General features: G+C 62.8%; 12 protein-coding genes. 7 read left to right on the top strand and 5 right to left on the bottom strand.

The genetic code is table 11. The features are described from left to right. Positions 1 to 114: 114 nt before the first annotated feature. Complete coding sequence (gene pcaF / locus J6524_RS35850; protein ID WP_225678590.1) at positions 115 to 1,323, bottom strand: 3-oxoadipyl-CoA thiolase; 1,209 nt, start codon at positions 1,321 to 1,323, stop codon at positions 115 to 117. Between the two features lie 309 nt (positions 1,324 to 1,632). On the opposite strand from pcaF, the gene mutS reads away from it, so the two are divergent. Continuing rightward, the gene (gene mutS, locus J6524_RS35845; RefSeq protein ID WP_225678589.1) at positions 1,633 to 4,368 is read left to right on the top strand and encodes a DNA mismatch repair protein MutS; all 2,736 of its coding nucleotides are present in this window, start codon (positions 1,633 to 1,635) and stop codon (positions 4,366 to 4,368) included. Positions 4,369 to 4,468: 100 nt separating this feature from the next. On the opposite strand, the gene J6524_RS35840 is transcribed toward mutS, so the two are convergent. Both J6524_RS35840 and J6524_RS35835 read right to left on the bottom strand, forming a co-directional pair. After that, on the bottom strand, positions 4,469 to 5,266 hold the full coding sequence (locus J6524_RS35840) for a hypothetical protein (RefSeq protein ID WP_225678588.1): 798 nt from the start codon (positions 5,264 to 5,266) through the stop codon (positions 4,469 to 4,471). A 136-nt stretch (positions 5,267 to 5,402) separates the two neighbouring features. After that, on the bottom strand, positions 5,403 to 5,912 hold the full coding sequence (locus J6524_RS35835) for an OsmC family protein (RefSeq protein WP_225678587.1): 510 nt from the start codon (positions 5,910 to 5,912) through the stop codon (positions 5,403 to 5,405). 207 nt (positions 5,913 to 6,119) lie between these two features. On the opposite strand from J6524_RS35835, the gene J6524_RS35830 reads away from it, so the two are divergent. After that, a complete protein-coding gene (locus J6524_RS35830) occupies positions 6,120 to 8,915 on the top strand; it encodes a [protein-PII] uridylyltransferase (protein ID WP_225678586.1) in 2,796 nt (931 codons plus the stop codon). Positions 8,916 to 9,918: 1,003 nt separating this feature from the next. Here the strand turns inward: J6524_RS35830 and J6524_RS35825 are convergent. Further along, positions 9,919 to 10,209, bottom strand: coding sequence for a hypothetical protein (locus J6524_RS35825; protein WP_225678585.1), 291 nt, complete (start codon positions 10,207 to 10,209; stop codon positions 9,919 to 9,921). A 313-nt stretch (positions 10,210 to 10,522) separates the two neighbouring features. Here J6524_RS35825 and J6524_RS35820 point away from each other — a divergent pair, with 313 nt between their 5' ends. The 4 genes from J6524_RS35820 (at position 10,523) to J6524_RS35805 (ending at position 13,981) form a co-directional block, all read left to right on the top strand. Beyond that, positions 10,523 to 12,301 (top strand): PAS domain-containing sensor histidine kinase, encoded by a 1,779-nt coding sequence (locus J6524_RS35820; RefSeq protein ID WP_225678584.1) that lies wholly within the window; start codon positions 10,523 to 10,525, stop codon positions 12,299 to 12,301. Next, positions 12,298 to 12,972, top strand: a complete 675-nt coding sequence (locus J6524_RS35815) for a response regulator transcription factor (RefSeq protein WP_376712123.1) — start codon at positions 12,298 to 12,300, stop codon at positions 12,970 to 12,972. Before J6524_RS35820 ends, J6524_RS35815 begins: the two co-directional genes overlap by 4 nt. Before the next feature lie 2 nt (positions 12,973 to 12,974). Continuing rightward, on the top strand, positions 12,975 to 13,454 hold the full coding sequence (locus tag J6524_RS35810; protein WP_312002538.1) for a response regulator transcription factor: 480 nt from the start codon (positions 12,975 to 12,977) through the stop codon (positions 13,452 to 13,454). 341 nt (positions 13,455 to 13,795) lie between these two features. Next, on the top strand, positions 13,796 to 13,981 hold the full coding sequence (locus tag J6524_RS35805) for a hypothetical protein (RefSeq protein WP_225678583.1): 186 nt from the start codon (positions 13,796 to 13,798) through the stop codon (positions 13,979 to 13,981). A gap of 211 nt (positions 13,982 to 14,192) precedes the next feature. Here J6524_RS35805 and J6524_RS35800 read toward each other — a convergent pair whose 3' ends face one another. After that, positions 14,193 to 14,738 carry a methylated-DNA--[protein]-cysteine S-methyltransferase gene (locus tag J6524_RS35800; protein WP_376712124.1) on the bottom strand — a complete coding sequence of 182 codons (546 nt, stop codon included), beginning with the start codon at positions 14,736 to 14,738 and terminating at the stop codon, positions 14,193 to 14,195. Positions 14,739 to 14,901: 163 nt separating this feature from the next. Between J6524_RS35800 and J6524_RS35795 the strand changes: the two genes are divergently transcribed. After that, complete coding sequence (locus J6524_RS35795) at positions 14,902 to 16,128, top strand: ABC transporter substrate-binding protein (RefSeq protein WP_225678581.1); 1,227 nt, start codon at positions 14,902 to 14,904, stop codon at positions 16,126 to 16,128. The last annotated feature ends 280 nt before the right edge of the window (positions 16,129 to 16,408 follow it).

The following is a 16,408-nucleotide window of genomic DNA, read 5'->3' as shown; positions in this document are numbered from 1 at the left end:
GCTATCAGCGCAAAATTGTCTTGGCAATTTTGTCGCGGAGCGGCGCCCGCCAGATCATTATATGACATAACTAATTTGGGAAAGCGTTGTTTTTCGCCCTCCCAAACAGCTGTTTCAATTGACCTTTTCGATCGCCACCGCGACGCCCTGGCCGACGCCTACGCACATGGTTGCCAAGGCAAGCTTCCCGCCCCGCTTCTCCATGCCGTGCACTGCCGTTAGCGCCAGCCGCGCGCCGCTCATGCCGAGCGGATGACCGAGCGCGATCGCGCCGCCATGCGGATTGACGAAGTCCGCATCGTCCTTGACGCCCAGTTGCCGCAGGCAGGCTATGCCTTGCGAGGCGAAGGCTTCATTGAGCTCGATCAAATCGAAGTCAGAGATCTTGATCCCGAGCCGCTCCATCAGCTTCTTGGTCGCCGGCACCGGGCCGATTCCCATGATGCGCGGCGGCACGGCGGCCGAAGCTAGGCCGAGGATGCGCGCCCGCGGCGTCAGCCCGTGCTTCTTCACCGCAGCTTCCGAGGCGAGGATCATCGCGGCGGCGCCGTCATTGACGCCGGATGCATTGCCGGCGGTGACCGTGCCGGGATTGCGCACGATCGGCTTCAACTTCGCGAGCCCCTCCAGCGTGGTTTCGGGACGCGGATGTTCGTCCTTGTCGACCGTGATGGGACCAGCCTTGCCACCGGGCACCTGGATCGGCGTGATTTCTTCGGCGAAATAGCCGGCCGCGATTGCCGCGCCCGCACGCTGCTGCGAGCGGATCGCCATCGCGTCCTGATCGGCACGCGACACCTGGAATTCCTCGGCGACGTTCTCGCCGGTCTCCGGCATCGCATCAACGCCATACTGCGCCTTCAGCAAGGGATTGATGAAGCGCCAGCCAATGGTGGTGTCGTAGATCTCGGCCGAGCGGGCGAAGGCTTCCGGCGCCTTGCCCATCACGAACGGCGCGCGCGTCATCGATTCGACGCCGCCGGCAATCGCGAAATCGATCTCGCCGGCACGGATCGCCCGCCCCGCCGCGCCAACCGCATCGAGGCCTGACGCACAGAGGCGGTTCAGCGTCTGGCCGGGAACCGATTCCGGCATGCCCGCCAGCAACAGCGCCATGCGCGCGACGTTGCGGTTGTCCTCGCCGGCCTGGTTGGCGCAGCCGAAAAACACCTCATCCACTTGCGACCAGTCGAGATTGGGATGCTTCGCCATCAGCGCCTTGATCGGCGCGGCGGCCAGATCATCGGCGCGGACCTTGGCGAGCGAGCCGCCGAAACGACCGATCGGGGTCCGGACGGCATCGCAAATGAATACATCACGCATAGAATCTCTCCCTGAATGCCGTGCTTTAGGCGTTTGATCCAGAATTGATGGCGAGTTTTAGGAGCGTGCCCGCGACAGGTCAATTGACGCACCCCTGTCCCGCGGCGCTTTCGCGGCGGGGCCGTCATGCCCAGAGCGTATGATCGTCGAGCCGCCAGGCGTGGAAAACTCTGACAACACAGGTATGGGAATAGGACCGGGCTGTGAAATTTTGTAGCTTGCCGCCCTGGAGCCTTGGCGGCTCCAGCTTCTCGTTTGGACGCGTTTTCTTCACGCGAACCGGTACCCACTTCACTTGAAAACGCTCTGATGACGATCCAGCAATCCATTCCCGCCCCCGCAGCTCCCGAGGTCACGCCGGCATCCGACACGCCTTCGCGGGTGACGCCGATGATGGAACAATACCTGGAGATCAAGGCCGCCCATCCCGGCCTCCTGCTGTTCTACCGGATGGGCGACTTCTACGAGCTGTTCTTCGAGGACGCCGAGATCGCCTCGAAAGCGCTCGGCATCGTGCTCACCAAGCGCGGCAAGCATCAGGGCATGGATATCCCGATGTGCGGCGTGCCGGTGGAGCGCTCCGAGGATTATCTGCACCGGCTGATCAATGCCGGCCACCGCGTCGCCGTCTGCGAGCAGACCGAGAATCCCGCCGCGGCACGCGCCCGCGGCAACAAGAGCGTGGTCGCCCGCGGCGTGGTGCGGCTAGTGACGCCGGGCACGCTGACCGAAGACACGCTGCTCGACGCCCGCACCAACAATTACCTGCTCGCCATCGCGCGCGCCCGCGCCTCTTCCGGCGGTGACCGCATCGGACTTGCCTGGATCGACATTTCGACGTCCGAGTTCATGGTCACGGAATGCTCGACCACGGAACTCGCCGCTACGCTGGCGCGGATCAATCCGAACGAGGCCATCGTCACCGACGCGCTCTATGGCGATGCGGACCTCGGGCCGATGCTGCGCGAGCTACCCTCGGTGACGCCGTTGACCCGCGATGTCTTCGACAGCGCCACCGCCGAGCGGCGGCTGTGCGATTATTTCGCGGTAGCCACCATGGACGGTCTCTCCGCGATGTCGCGGCTGGAAGCAACCGCGGCGGCGGCCGCCGTTACCTATATCGACCGCACGCAGGTCGGAAAACGTCCACCGCTGTCGCCGCCTTCGCGCGAAGCGGCCGGCACCACTATGGCGATCGACCCCGCCACCCGCGCCAATCTCGAATTGACGCGGACGCTCGCCGGCGAGCGGCGCGGCTCGCTGCTCGATGCGATCGATTGCACGGTGACTGCCGCCGGCTCGCGGCTGTTGGCGCAACGCCTCGCAGCTCCGCTCACCGACAGCGCGGCGATCGCGCGGCGGCTGGATGCGATTGCGACATTCGTTGCCGACAGCGCCGCGCGCGACGATATCAGAACCACGCTGCGCGCCGCCCCCGACATGTCGCGCGCGCTGGCGCGCCTATCGGTTGGACGTGGCGGCCCGCGCGACCTTGCAGCTTTGCGCGACGGCATCCTCGCCGCAGACCAGGCGCTGGCGCGGCTCGCGCAGCTCGAAGCGCCGCCAACTGAAATCATCGCCGTGATGGAGGCGCTGCGCCGCCCCTCGCGCGACCTCGCGCGCGAATTCGAGCGCGCGCTCGGCGAGCAACTGCCGCTGATCAAGCGCGACGGCGGCTTCATCCGCGAAGGCTATGAGGCTGCGCTCGACGAGAGCCGTAATTTGCGCGATGCCTCCCGCCTCGTCGTCGCCGCGATGCAGGCGCGCTACGCCGAGGACACCGGCATCAAGGCGCTCAAGATTCGCCACAACAACGTGCTCGGCTATTTCGTCGAGGTCACCGCGCAACATGGCGAGAAGCTGATGGCGCCGCCCCTCAACGCGACCTTCATCCATCGCCAGACGCTGGCGGGACAGGTTCGCTTCACCACAGCCGAGCTCGGCGAGACCGAAGCCAAGATCGCCAATGCTGGCGACCGCGCGCTCAACCTGGAGCTGGAAATCTTCGAGCGGCTTTCTGCGATGGCCCTTGCCGCCAGCGACGATCTACGCGCCGCGGCGCATGCGTTTGCAATGCTTGATGTCGCAACGGCGCTGGCGAAGCTCGCCGTCGATGACAACTATGTGCGGCCTGAGGTCGATAACTCGCTCGGCTTCGCGGTCGAAGGCGGCCGGCATCCCGTGGTTGAACAGGCGCTGAAGCGCGACGGCCAGCCGTTCATTGCCAATGCCTGTGATCTCTCGCCGGGACCTGCGCAGAAGTCCGGGCAGATCTGGCTGATCACTGGTCCGAACATGGCGGGCAAGTCGACCTTCCTGCGTCAGAACGCATTGATCGCGCTGATGGCGCAGATCGGCTCCTATGTGCCCGCGTCGCGGGCGCGGGTCGGCGTCGTAGACCGCTTATTCTCGCGCGTCGGCGCGGCGGATGATCTCGCGCGGGGACGCTCCACCTTCATGGTCGAGATGGTCGAGACTGCCGTGATCCTCAACCAGGCCAGCGAGCGCTCGCTCGTAATCCTCGACGAAATCGGCCGCGGCACCGCGACCTTCGACGGCCTATCGATCGCATGGGCTGCGATCGAGCATCTGCACGAGGCCAACCGCTGCCGCGCGCTGTTCGCCACGCATTATCACGAACTGACCGCGCTGTCGGCCAAGCTGCCGCGGATGTTCAACGCGACGGTGCGGGTGAAGGAGTGGCAGGGCGATGTCGTGTTCCTGCACGAGGTGCTGCCGGGCTCGGCCGACCGATCCTACGGCATCCAGGTCGCTAAACTCGCTGGCCTGCCGCCGGCCGTGATCGCGCGCGCCAAATCGGTGCTGGCGAAACTCGAGGCGCAGGACCGCGGCCAGACCGCCCGCGCGCTCGTCGACGATCTTCCGCTGTTCGCCGTCCCCTCCCGCGCCGCCGCGGAGCCGACGCCGCCGAGCGAGGCGGAGCTGTTGGTCGAAGCCGTGAAGGCGCTGCACCCCGACGAGATGTCGCCGCGCGAGGCGCTGGAGGCGCTGTATGCACTGAAGGCGAAGCTGCCGAAGGGGTGAGGCTCTCACCCCGTCATTGTTAGCGAGGCGAAGCAATCCATCTCTCCGTGCGTGCGGAACGATGGATTGCTTCGTCGCTTGCGCTCCTCGCAATGACGGTCTAGCCAGTGGCCTTCTTCCTTCGCCCCAGCCACCACAGGCCGAGATTCCATCCGACACATGTCGCGAGCGCCAGGCTCAGCCCGATCGCCGAGCCGAACTGCAATGCCGCGACATGCAGGACCGCAATCGCAATGCCCAGCCCGATCAAGCCCCAGGCGCTGTTGGCAAGCACGGCGGCCGTCGGCGGGCCGCCGATGCGTGGATGCAGGATCAGCATCATCGAAGTGAACACGATCGGAAACAGCGCGATCATGCCGCTCACCTTGGGGCCGACCCAGCTTGATGTCGTGACCACGGTCGCGACGAGCGTTGCGACCAGCGATGCTCGCAATGGAATGTCGTACCAGCGGCGCCGGATCGGCGGCATCTTGGCGTGGCGATAGCGCGCGAGCAGCGGCACGCAGATGCCGAATGCGATCGCGTTCACGATGAGTCCGCCTGCGAGCGACCATTGCACCGAGCGGATGATCGCGGCGAGCACGAGCCATACGGCAACGGCCGCGAGGCAGCTCACTAGCGCGCCGTGGCGCTGCGCCAGCACGACATAGGTCAGCCCGAGGAAGATGGTCGCGGCATTGATCGGTAGGCTCGCCAGCGCGCCCTCGGCGATGAAGGCGGCGTCGTGATCGAGTGCGAGGAATACGTAGGACGGCCCGGCCGAGATCGGCAGCGTCGCGATTAGCGCGCCGATCACCGGTCCCGACCGCTCGGTGATGATCGAGGCCGTCACCACGAACGCCGCGGTGATTGCCATGCGCAGGCCGAGCGTGAGGATGAAGGCGAGTTCGGGGGACATGCTCTATCCGTCGTCCCTGCGAACGCAGGGACCCATACGTCGCGGCGTCTCGATTTTGGACAGTGCGGATCGATACTACCCGCACCCATTGGCGTCGGTGGTTATGGGTCCCTGCGTTCGCAGGGACGACGCCGAGCTAGACCCGCTTCATCGATACCGCCACTTTCGGGCCGTTCTTGATGGTCTGATAGACCACGCAATACCGCTCGGTCAGCTTTTGCAGCAGGTCGAGCTTGTCCTGCGGCGCGTCGGTGCCGATTTCGAAGCGCAGGCGAATCTCCTGGAAGCCGACCGGGGCTTCCTTGTCGACGCCGAGCGTGCCGCGAAAATCGAGATCGCCCTCGGCGATGACGATGCCGCTCTTGAGCGGTACTTCGACGGCGGTAGCGACCGACTTCAATGTCACGCCGGCGCAGGCAACCAGGGCTTCCAGCAGCATATCGCCGGAACAGAGCTCAAGCCCGGAGCCGCCGGTGGCGGGATGGAGCCCCGCAACCGCCAGCGCGCGACCGGTCTCGACCTTGCAGGCGATGCCTTCATTGTCGATCGAGCCTTTGGCTTTGAGGGTGATAACGGCGGCGGAGGGATCGGACTTGTAGCGCTCCTTGATCGGGGCCTGCATCGCGCGAAGTTCGGCGGCGTCCATGTTGTTCTCCCGACGTTGTTTGTGCACCGGATATAGAGGGCTATCGACGCGCTGTCATCTCGGGGCCATGGGCCATCCACACGCCGCGTCGGAAATCCACGTTTTCCCAACAGCTTATGGCTGGCATTCGGGTCGGCGACAGCATAGCTTTGATCTGACCGTACAATCCTCCGTGACAGCTTTTGTGCCGTCCGTTATCGGGTAGCCATGGACAGCATCGTGATTGAGGCCCCCTCGGGGGAAGATGATCGTTTCGATACCGCGCGGATCACCGCGGCGGTCGATGCCCTCGCCGAGAAGCATGCCGGCCGCGAGGACGTGTTTCGCTCGGCGCTGGCGCAATTGCTCAAGGCCGAGATGATCGCGGCGCGCGCCACCGCGCAGGCCATTCTGCTCAGGGATCGCCACGGCCGCCGCTGCGCCGAGCGGCTCTGCTTCATGCAGGACGAAATCATCCGCATCCTCTATTCCGCCGCCACCCGGCATCTCTATCGCTCGCATGTCCCCTCCGGCGCCGAGCGCATGGCCGTGGTCGCCACCGGCGGTTATGGCCGCGGCCTGATGGCGCCGGAATCCGACATCGATCTCTTGTTCATCCTGCCCTACAAGCAGACCGCCTGGGGCGAGCAGGTCGCGGAAGCCATTCTCTATTGCCTGTGGGACATGGGGCTGAAGGTCGGCCACGCGACGCGCTCGGTCGACGAATGCATCCGCCAGGCCCGCGGCGACATGACGATCCGCACGGCGATCCTGGAGACGCGCTTTCTGACCGGCGACCGGCCGCTCTATGACGAACTCGTCGCGCGCTTCGACAGGGACGTGGTGCAGGGCACGGCTTCCGAATTCGTCACCGCCAAGCTCGCCGAGCGCGAGGAGCGGCATCGCCGCGCCGGGCAATCGCGCTATCTGGTCGAGCCCAACGTCAAGGACGGCAAGGGCGGCCTGCGCGACCTGCATACGCTGTTCTGGATCGCCAAATACGTCTACCGCGTGCGCGAGACCGGCGAATTGGTCGAGCGCGGCGTGTTCGACGCGCAGGAATACCGGACCTTCCGCCGCTGCGCCGATTTCCTGTGGTCGGTGCGCTGCAACCTGCATTTCGTTTCGGGCCGCGCCGAAGAGCGGCTGTCGTTCGACATGCAGCGCGAGATCGCGGTCCGCCTCGGCTACACCTCGCATCCCGGCCTGCAGGATGTCGAACGCTTCATGAAGCACTACTTCCTGATCGCCAAGGACGTCGGCGACCTGACCGCGATCCTGTGCGCCAAGCTGGAGGACGAGCAGGCCAAGCCCGCGCCGGTCCTGAGCCGGATGGTGGCGCGGCTGCGGCCGGGCGCCAAGCGGCGGCGGGTGCCCGACAGCGATGACTTCATCATCGACAATAACCGCATCAATCTCACCGCGGCCGACGTCTTCAAGCACGATCCGGTCAACCTGATCCGGATCTTCCGCCTGGCGCAGAAGAACAACCTCGCCTTCCATCCCGATGCGATGCGCACGGTGACGCGCTCGCTGAAGCTGGTGAACACCCAGCTTCGCGAGAATCCGGAAGCCAACCGTCTCTTCATGGAGATCCTGACCTCCGAGAACGCCGAGATCGTGCTGCGGCGGATGAACGAGACCGGCGTGCTCGGTCACTTCATTCGCGCCTTCGGCAAGATCGTCTCGATGATGCAGTTCAACATGTACCACCATTACACGGTGGACGAGCATCTGATCCGCTGCATCGGCTTCCTGCAGGAGATCGAGCGCGGCGGCAATGACGAGTTCACGGTCGCGAGCGACTTGTTCCGCAAGATCCAGCCCGAGCATCGGCCGGTGGTCTACATCGCTACGCTCCTGCACGACGTCGCCAAGGGCCGCCCCGAGGACCATTCGATTGCGGGCGCGAGGGTGGCGCGACGATTGTGCCCGCGGCTCGGCTTCAGCGCTGGCGACACCGAGCTCGTGGCATGGCTGATCGAGGAGCATCTGACGATGTCCACGGTGGCGCAGTCTCGCGACCTCTCCGACCGCAAGACGATCGAGAATTTTGCCGCCGTGGTGCAATCGGTCGAGCAGATGAAGCTTTTGACCATCCTGACCACCGCCGACATCAGGGGCGTCGGTCCCGGCGTGTGGAACGGCTGGAAGGCGCAACTTTTGCGCACGCTCTATTACGAGACCGAGCCGGTGCTGACCGGCGGCTTCTCGGAAGTGAACCGCGCGCAGCGCATTGCACTGGCCCAATCCGAATTTCGCGCCGCCTTCAACGAGTGGCCGGAGGCCGAGCTCAACGCCTATATCGCGCGGCACTATCCCGCCTACTGGCTCAAGGTCGATCTGCCGCGAAAAATCCGCCAGGCGCGCTTCATCCGCGCCAGCGAGCAGGCTGGCCATCAGCTCGCGATCAATGTCGGCTTCGACGAAGCGCGCGGCGTCACCGAGCTGACGATCCTGGCAACCGACCATCCGTGGCTGCTCTCGATCATTGCGGGCGCCTGCGCATCCGCCGGCGCCAATATCGTCGATGCGCAGATCTACACGACCACCGACGGCCGCGCGCTCGACACCATCTCGATCTCCCGGGAGTATGACCGCGACGAGGACGAGGGACGGCGCGCGACTCGGATCGGTGAGATGATCGAGCAGGTGCTCGAGGGCAAATTGCGGCTGCCGGAAGTGGTGGCGCGCAAGGCGGCGAACCGCGGCAAGGTCCGCGCCTTCGTGGTCGAGCCCGAGGTCACGATCAACAATCAGTGGTCGGACCGCTACACCGTGATCGAAGTCTCCGGCCTCGACCGGCCGGGCCTGTTGTATCAGCTCACGACCGCGATCTCGAAGCTCAACCTCAACATCGCCTCCGCCCATGTCGCGACCTTCGGCGAACGCGCCCGCGACGTGTTCTACGTCACCGACCTGCTCGGCGCCCAGATCACCGCACCGACCCGCCAGGCCGCGATCAAGAGCGCGCTGCTTCATTTGCTCTCCGCCGAGGACAAGGTCGCGCAGCCGGCAGCGTAGCTTCTTGGTGGCTTTGTTCCCAATCACTGCTCGTCACCCACAAAGGTGCGTTCCCTCTCCCCTTGCGGGAGAGGGCTAGGGAGAGGGGTGGCGGCAACGGCGGTGCGCGTGGCTTACCCCTCTCCCCAACCCTCCCCCGCAAGGGGGGAGGGAGCGCAGCTTGCGTGCGGCGACAGCGTGGTACGTCATTGCGAGCGCAGCGAAGCAATCCATCCTTCCGCGTATGAGCTGACAATGGATTGCTTCGCAGAGCCTGTCATCGGGCGCGCATTCGCGCGACCCGTTGGCTCGCAATACGTGGAGATCGCGCCATACATACGACCGTCATCCCCGCGCATGCGGGAGATCCAGTACGCCGCGGCTTATCGGTTTGGTCACTGACGTCTCTGGAATACTGGGGTCACCCGCCTTCGCGGCTGACGACAACTGAATGTGCGTTCGCGATCTCGCGACATGAACTGCCCGAGGTTTGCATCGTCTTGCCCTCACCGAATTCAGAGGGCGCAGGGAAGACCGGGTGCGCGCCGCACCCGCGGTCTCGTGTGCTGCTTGCGCATAAAGAAAACGCACACGAGCATACAGGTTCGGCGGGAGCATCCCGGCCTTCCCTGCGCAATGGCTTTACGGCTTATACGCGCTCTCTCTGGTGAACGGCTCTTTTGCCACCATCGCCCGTAAGCAGCTTTCGCTCCTTAAGGACTTAACGCCAGCACCGCGGCGTCCAGACCACACGACTTCGCCGTACGCCTCCGGCGCGCAACGTCTCTCGCGCCATCCGCGTCCATCGCATCTCACCGCGCGTTCGTGACGTTCGCGAGCGCCCCTCATCTTGCGGTGAGACGGGCGCAGTTATGCCGCTGATTTGGGTGAGAACGGAAGCGGAATATTTTTGACGCTTATCGATTTTTGGCTTGACACGATTTCTGAAAATCAGAATTGATTTGCCCGTCGTGCCAGCTTGTCGCAGTCCGTCACATGAGATTGCGCTTGCGCCGGAGGCAAATCAGTTGGCCCAGGCGCGACTCTGCTCAAGCTGTTCGGGATCACTCCAACGGTGGACCTCGATGGTTGCCAGGCTCGCCGCGACGAAGGCGGCATAGTTTGCTTCGGCAACGAGGATGGCCAGATCAAACAGACCGATCAAGCCTTCCCACGGGTTTTCTCGCTCTGCGGCAATTGCCCGTTTGCCTCCATCTATAATCGATAGCTGGAAGCGGCGTTGACGCCGCCGAACCCTCGCTTGAGGTTCGATCTTATCGGAGCAATGGATCAAGTGCAGGCGCGCTTTCGACATCTTCGACCCCGGAAAAAGTTACGGTTCGGCAATCTCCACTGCAGTTACTCCAAAACGTAATTGGCTCGGATGGAACCGACCATTGAACGGAGGTTGATCCGGACGTTACCATGGGTTGGCGGGATCATACCGAGGTTTAGGGTCGCCCCGGCCTCCGCCCGCTGTGGCCGCCCGGCGGCTGAGTGCCGCGGCAGGGGTGCTGCATTTTATACGTACGGCACGGAAAAACTGCTAGCATCCAGCCTGTTAGGGGGTGACGTCGTTGCTGCTGATGATGCCAGTCACCTAGCGACGCGGCGCGACCCGGCTTGCGATGTATTCTGTGCTGCCGATGATGCGTTATCCGACCATCAGTTCCTCGCGCTTGGCCGAGCAGTGGCTGCTCGGCGGCATGGCGCTGGCATTGGCGGCGGCGGCCGGCATTTGGCTCCTGCTTGGTCCGGCCCCGACGGCTCCCGCCTATTTCATTGCCGTCGCGCTGCTTGTCCTCTCCCTTGTCGCCTCGTTGATCATGATGCGCCTGGTGGGCAGCGCCCACAGGCAGATGGAGGCCGTACTGCGCGGCCGAACCAAGGCCGAAGAGCGCGCGATCGAGGCGCTCCGCAAGAGCGAGGCGCAGTGGAAGGAGGTGTTCGAGCACAATCCGGTCATGTACTTCATGGTCGATGCAGCCGGCACCGTGCTCTCCGTCAATACATTCGGCGCCGCGCAACTCGGCTATTCCGTTCAGGAATTGCTTGGACAATCCGTTCTGAAGGTGTTTCCCGCCGAGGAGCGACAGATGGCACAGAGCAACGTTGCCGTGTGCCTGGAAAACATCGGCCGCACCCACACTTGGGAAATCTGCAAGGTCCGCAAAGACGGTTCGACGCTATGGGTTCGTGAAAATGCCAAGGCCGTGCGTCTGCTGGATGATCAACCGATCGTCCTGATTGCCTGCGAGGACATCACCGAGCGCAAAAAGGCTGAGAACGCGCTGCGCCAGAGTGAAATGTATCTGGCCGAAGCCCAGCGATTGAGCCACACCGGCAGCTTTGGCTGGCGCGCCGGCAGCGACGAAATCATCTGGTCGGAAGAAACCTTCAGAATCTTTGGATTCGACAAGGCGCCTTCAATCAAGCGGGCCACCGTGATTCAACGCATCCATCCCGATGATCGCGAGCGCGTTCTGCGGATCACCGGGCGTGCGTTGAGCGATTCGAAGGATTTCGAGCATGGCTATCGGCTGCTGATGCCTGACGGCTCAGTCAAGCATGTCCACGCCAGGGCCCATGCGGTGAAGGATACATCGAGCGGCATCGATTTTGTCGGGGCAGTTTCGGACGTTACCGCCCGCAAGCAAGCCGAGGCCGATTTGCATCAAGCGCAGGCGAATCTCGCGCATGTCACGCGTGTAATGGCGCTCGGCGAGCTGGCCGCGTCAATCGCCCACGAAGTGAACCAACCCCTCGCTGCCGTCGTTACCAATGCCAATGCTTGCCAACGCTGGCTCAAGCGCGAACCGCCAGATCTGAACGAAGTGCGCGAAATACTGCAAACGATCATCAAGGACGGCAATCGGGCAGGCGAAGTGATCCAGCGCGTCCGGGCGCTGGTGAACAAGACCAGCGACCAGAAAGTGCCGCTGGATATCAACGAAGTCGTCAACGACGTCGTCAGCCTGGTGCAGCATGAGCTGCTCAGTCACCGCGTCCTGTTGCGGCTGGAACTCGCGTCCGCTCTCCCGCCGGTGCTTGCCGACCGGATCCAGCTGCAGCAGGTCGTGCTTAACCTTGTCATCAACGCCATTGAAGCCATGCAGCCGGTCGCCGATCGTCCGCGGGAACTGATGATCCGAACGAGCCGTGACGACGCCGGGCAGATCGCGGTCGCCGTGAAGGACTGCGGTGTGGGACTGGCTGCCGAGAACGCCGACCGAATGTTTGATGCGTTCTTCACCACAAAATCTAGTGGCATGGGAATGGGACTGTCGATCTGCCGCTCGATCGTCGGCGCCCACGGAGGGCGGCTGTCGGCTTCTGATAATGCTGCCGGCCCCGGCGCGACATTCCAGTTCACTCTGCCGTTGCATCAGGAGGAAAGTCCATCGTGACCGGGCGCTCCGTACCGCCGCCAGATTCCGTTGCAAGCGCCGAGGAGGCAGTCGTTTTCGTCATCGACGACGACGAATCGGTACGTCAGGCGCTGCGAAACCTTTTCCGATCGATTGGCTTGCGAGTCGAGGTGTTCGGCTCGGCTCATGAATTTCTGCAGCACAAGCTTCCGAATGTCCCGAGTTGCCTGATCCTTGACATCAGATTGCCCCGCTTGAGCGGCCTCGACTTCCAGGCCGAGTTGGCAAAAGCCGACATTCATATTCCCATCATTTTCATGACGGGTCATGGCGATATTCCAATGACGGTCAGGGCGATGAAGGCCGGGGCTGTCGATTTCCTGACCAAGCCATTCCGCGATCAAGACATGCTGGACGCCGTAGCAGCGGCGATCGAACGCGACCGGGCCAGACGCGACGAAGCAAAGGTCCTTTCGGAGCTGCAAGCCCTTTTCGCGACCCTGACCCCGCGGGAGCGGCAGGTGATGAAGCTCGTCACGGCTGGGCGCATGAACAAACAAATCGCAGCCGAAATTGGAATCGCCGAAATCACCGTGAAGATACATCGCGGGCACATCATGCGGAAAATGGGGGCGAAGTCGTTGCCCGATCTGGTGAGGATGGCCGAGCTGCTCGGGGTTGGACCCGCATCCGAGGGGCCGCAAACCTAAGTATGATTCTCCAGCCGCAATTTGCGGCGCAATCTCCCGTTAGTGCGGTTCGCCAAAGGACAACCTCGAGCCGTCTCCAGGAAAATACTTTCTTGTCCAACCCACCAGTCATATCGATCATCGACGATGATGGCTCGGTTCGGGCCGCCACTGGAAATCTGGTCAGGTCGCTTGGCTACGTCGTCCATACATTTGCCTCGGCCGAAGATTTCCTGCGATCTCTCCACTTCCGCAACACATCCTGCGTGATAACCGATGTCAGAATGCCGGGTATGAGCGGGCTCGATCTGCAAGCCCACCTGCTCGCCAAAGGTCAGACCCTTCCTTTCATCTTCGTCACGGCGTTTTCCGTCGACAGCGATCGCGATCGGGCGCTGAAAGCGGGAGCAGCCTGCTTCCTGAGCAAACCATTCGACGGTGAGACCCTGATCGAATGCCTCGAAACCGCGCTGGCGCAGCGGGGCCGGGCGGCGAGCAAATGAGCCAGTCCGGCGGCGCGCGAGGCGTCTATACGCAAGGATGATCTCGCCAAACATCTAGACAAGTTGAGGAAAAACGGAGATGGCGCGAGACTTCGCAGCGTCCGCCCTCGATATACGACGGCGACCGCAAAGCATCACATTGTTAATCGGCAAGTGGCAGTTCCTTAAGAGGAGGTCGCCATGCGTTTAGAACCGCGTTGCTTACATTGCGACGGTGAAGACCCGAAGATCATCTCTCTGCGAAATCCCACACGTGAACGCTACTGCGGACGTTTCTGTCTGAACAAAGGTCATGAAGAGTTCATTCGCTGGATACGGCGTGCAAATGCGGAGATCACGTCATGAACAATTGTTGCGGCAATCCGGAATGCAAGCGCCCCTTCGGTCTCGTCCGGCGCAGCTGGTACTTCGAGCAGTTTTGTTCGGTGAAGTGCCGCGAGATGTACAAGCGTCAGGTCCAACGCAACCGTGCCTACTGGAAATGGCTCTACCAGATTCCAGAACCTGCGACCCAAAGAGAACTTTGATCCGAGAGGCCCATGCGGAGAAGCCACCATGGCGACGGTAAACGCGATGCTGGTCGGCGCAATCCTCGCGTGGGCTCCCATGCTGATCGTCCTGCTCTATATCCTGCGCGATCTGCGAAACGCCCCTCGCGATCGGGATTAACTTAGAAGCGGCGGTCCGGGCGTCTTTTGCCGGCCGCCCCGCCATTCCGCCGCTCACATTCCCGGCCGCTCAAATCGCCACGCCCTCGTGCCTGAGCAGCCAGCGCTTGCGCTCCAGCCCGCCGCCGTATTTCACCAGCGAGCCATCGGCGCCGATCAGGCGGTGACAGGGCAGGACGACGCTGATGGGATTGGAGCCGTTGGCATGGCCGAGCGCGCGAACTGCGCGCGGCATCCGAAGCTGAGCCGCGAGCGCGCCGTAGCTCAGCGTCGTGCCGGCAGGAATTCCGGGCAGCGCATTCCAGACCTTCTGCTGGAACGGCGTGCCGGCGACGCGCCATTTGACCGCAGTGAGACGGTCGAGGTCGCCTTTGAAATAGCCGGTCAATGCCGCACGCAGATCGCGCGGCGCGCGCGCATCTGTCAAGTCGACCGCGCCGTAGTGCAGGCGCAGCAATTGCCGCATGCGCAGCTCGTAATCTTCCCAGTCGAGCGCGCGAAGCAGGCCATCGGCATCGGTGACCAGCAGCGCTGTCCCGATGGGCGTTGCCAGGCGATCAAGGTTAAAACTCTCCGGCATCGTCATTCCCTGAGAATACCAGTCCATATCAGGCATTTTCACCCCACTGCCCGCCAGCATCCACCCGAATTCCGTGGCCAGCTGGGGGACCGCACCAGCTTGCATTGGCAAAACCGTTCCGCCACACTCCCTGCCAACGATGACGGCCGGCCATCCTGTGACCGGAGGGATCATCGACTGACATTAGGGAGATATCGACATGAGAAGCGGCAGTTTCCATCTGGTCGCCGGCGCGGCGCTCGCGCTTGCGCTATCGGCTTCGTCGGCTTACGCGCAGAAGAAATACGACCCAGGCGCGTCGGATACCGAGATCAAGATTGGGCAGACCGTGCCGTTCTCGGGCGCCTATTCCGTCTATGCCAATATCGGCAAGACGCAGGCCGCCTATATGAGAATGATCAACGAGCAGGGCGGTATCAACGGCCGCAAGATCAACCTGATCCAGTATGACGATGCCTATTCGCCGCCAAAGACGGTTGAGCAGGTGCGCAAGCTGGTGGAAGGCGATGAAGTCCTTCTCACATTCCAGCTCATCGGCACCGCAGCCAACGCCGCCGTGCAGAAGTATCTCAACAGCAAGAAGGTGCCGCAGCTGTTTGCCGCCACCGGAGCTTCGAAGTTCACTGACCCCAAGAACTTCCCCTGGACCATGGGCTACAACCCGAACTACTTCGTCGAGGGCAAGATCTATGGCCAGTACATTCTGAAGGAGCATCCGAACGCCAAGATCGGCATCCTCTACCAAAATGACGATCTGGGTAAGGACTATATCAACGGCCTGAAGGCTGGCCTTGGCGACAAGGCGGCGAAGATGATTGTCGCGGAGGCTTCCTACGAAGTCGCCGACCCGACCATCGATTCACAAGTGCTCAAGATCAAGGACGCGGGCGCAGATCTGTTCTACAGCGCCTCGACGCCGAAGCAGGCGGCGCAAGCGATCCGGAAAATCCACGAGCTCAATTGGAAACCGGTGCACATCCTCGACATCAACGCGAGCCCTGTCAGCGCGACGCTGAAACCGGCAGGCCTGGAAGCATCAAAGGGCGTGATCAGCGTCAATTATGGCAAGGATCCCGCAGACCCAACCTGGAAGGATGACCCCGGCCTGAAGAAGTATCTCGACTTCATGGACAAATATTTCCCGGAAGGCGACAAGATGAACACGGTCAACACCTACGGCTATTCGACCGCGCAGCTTCTGGTCCAGGTGCTCAAGCAGTGCGGCGACAATCTCACGCGTGAGAACGTGATGAAGCAGGCCGCCAACTTGAAGGATGTCGTGCTCGACCTCGGCCTGCCCGGCATGAAGATCAACACCAGCCCGACCGACTATCGCGTCAACAAGCAGCTTCAGATGATGCGGTTCAACGGCGAGCGCTGGGAACTGTTCGGCCCGATTCTCGAGGACGCCGGACCATCCGGTTAGGCCTGACCACTTAATCGATCGGCGGATCGCCGCCGGTGTCGTGGCCCTGCCCGACACCGGCGGTTTGTTTTTCGCGCGGCTCGATCGCGAACTTCTGCATCATTGTGCGGCGAACGAGCGCTACTGGATTCATTTTATCAGATGGAACTTACTACCTGCGTCGCCGCGCGACGCGTCTTGCAATGCAATATCGCTTCCGCCACTATTGTGGCAGCGATGGCATCCGGCCGGGTTGAAACTCCGGACAAGATCATCGGCTCAATCATAAACAGATGAGGAA

Source organism: Bradyrhizobium hereditatis, from assembly GCF_020329435.1.
Classification (GTDB): Bacteria; Pseudomonadota; Alphaproteobacteria; order Rhizobiales; family Xanthobacteraceae; genus Bradyrhizobium; species Bradyrhizobium hereditatis.
This window is presented reverse-complemented; position numbering and strand designations above follow the sequence as displayed.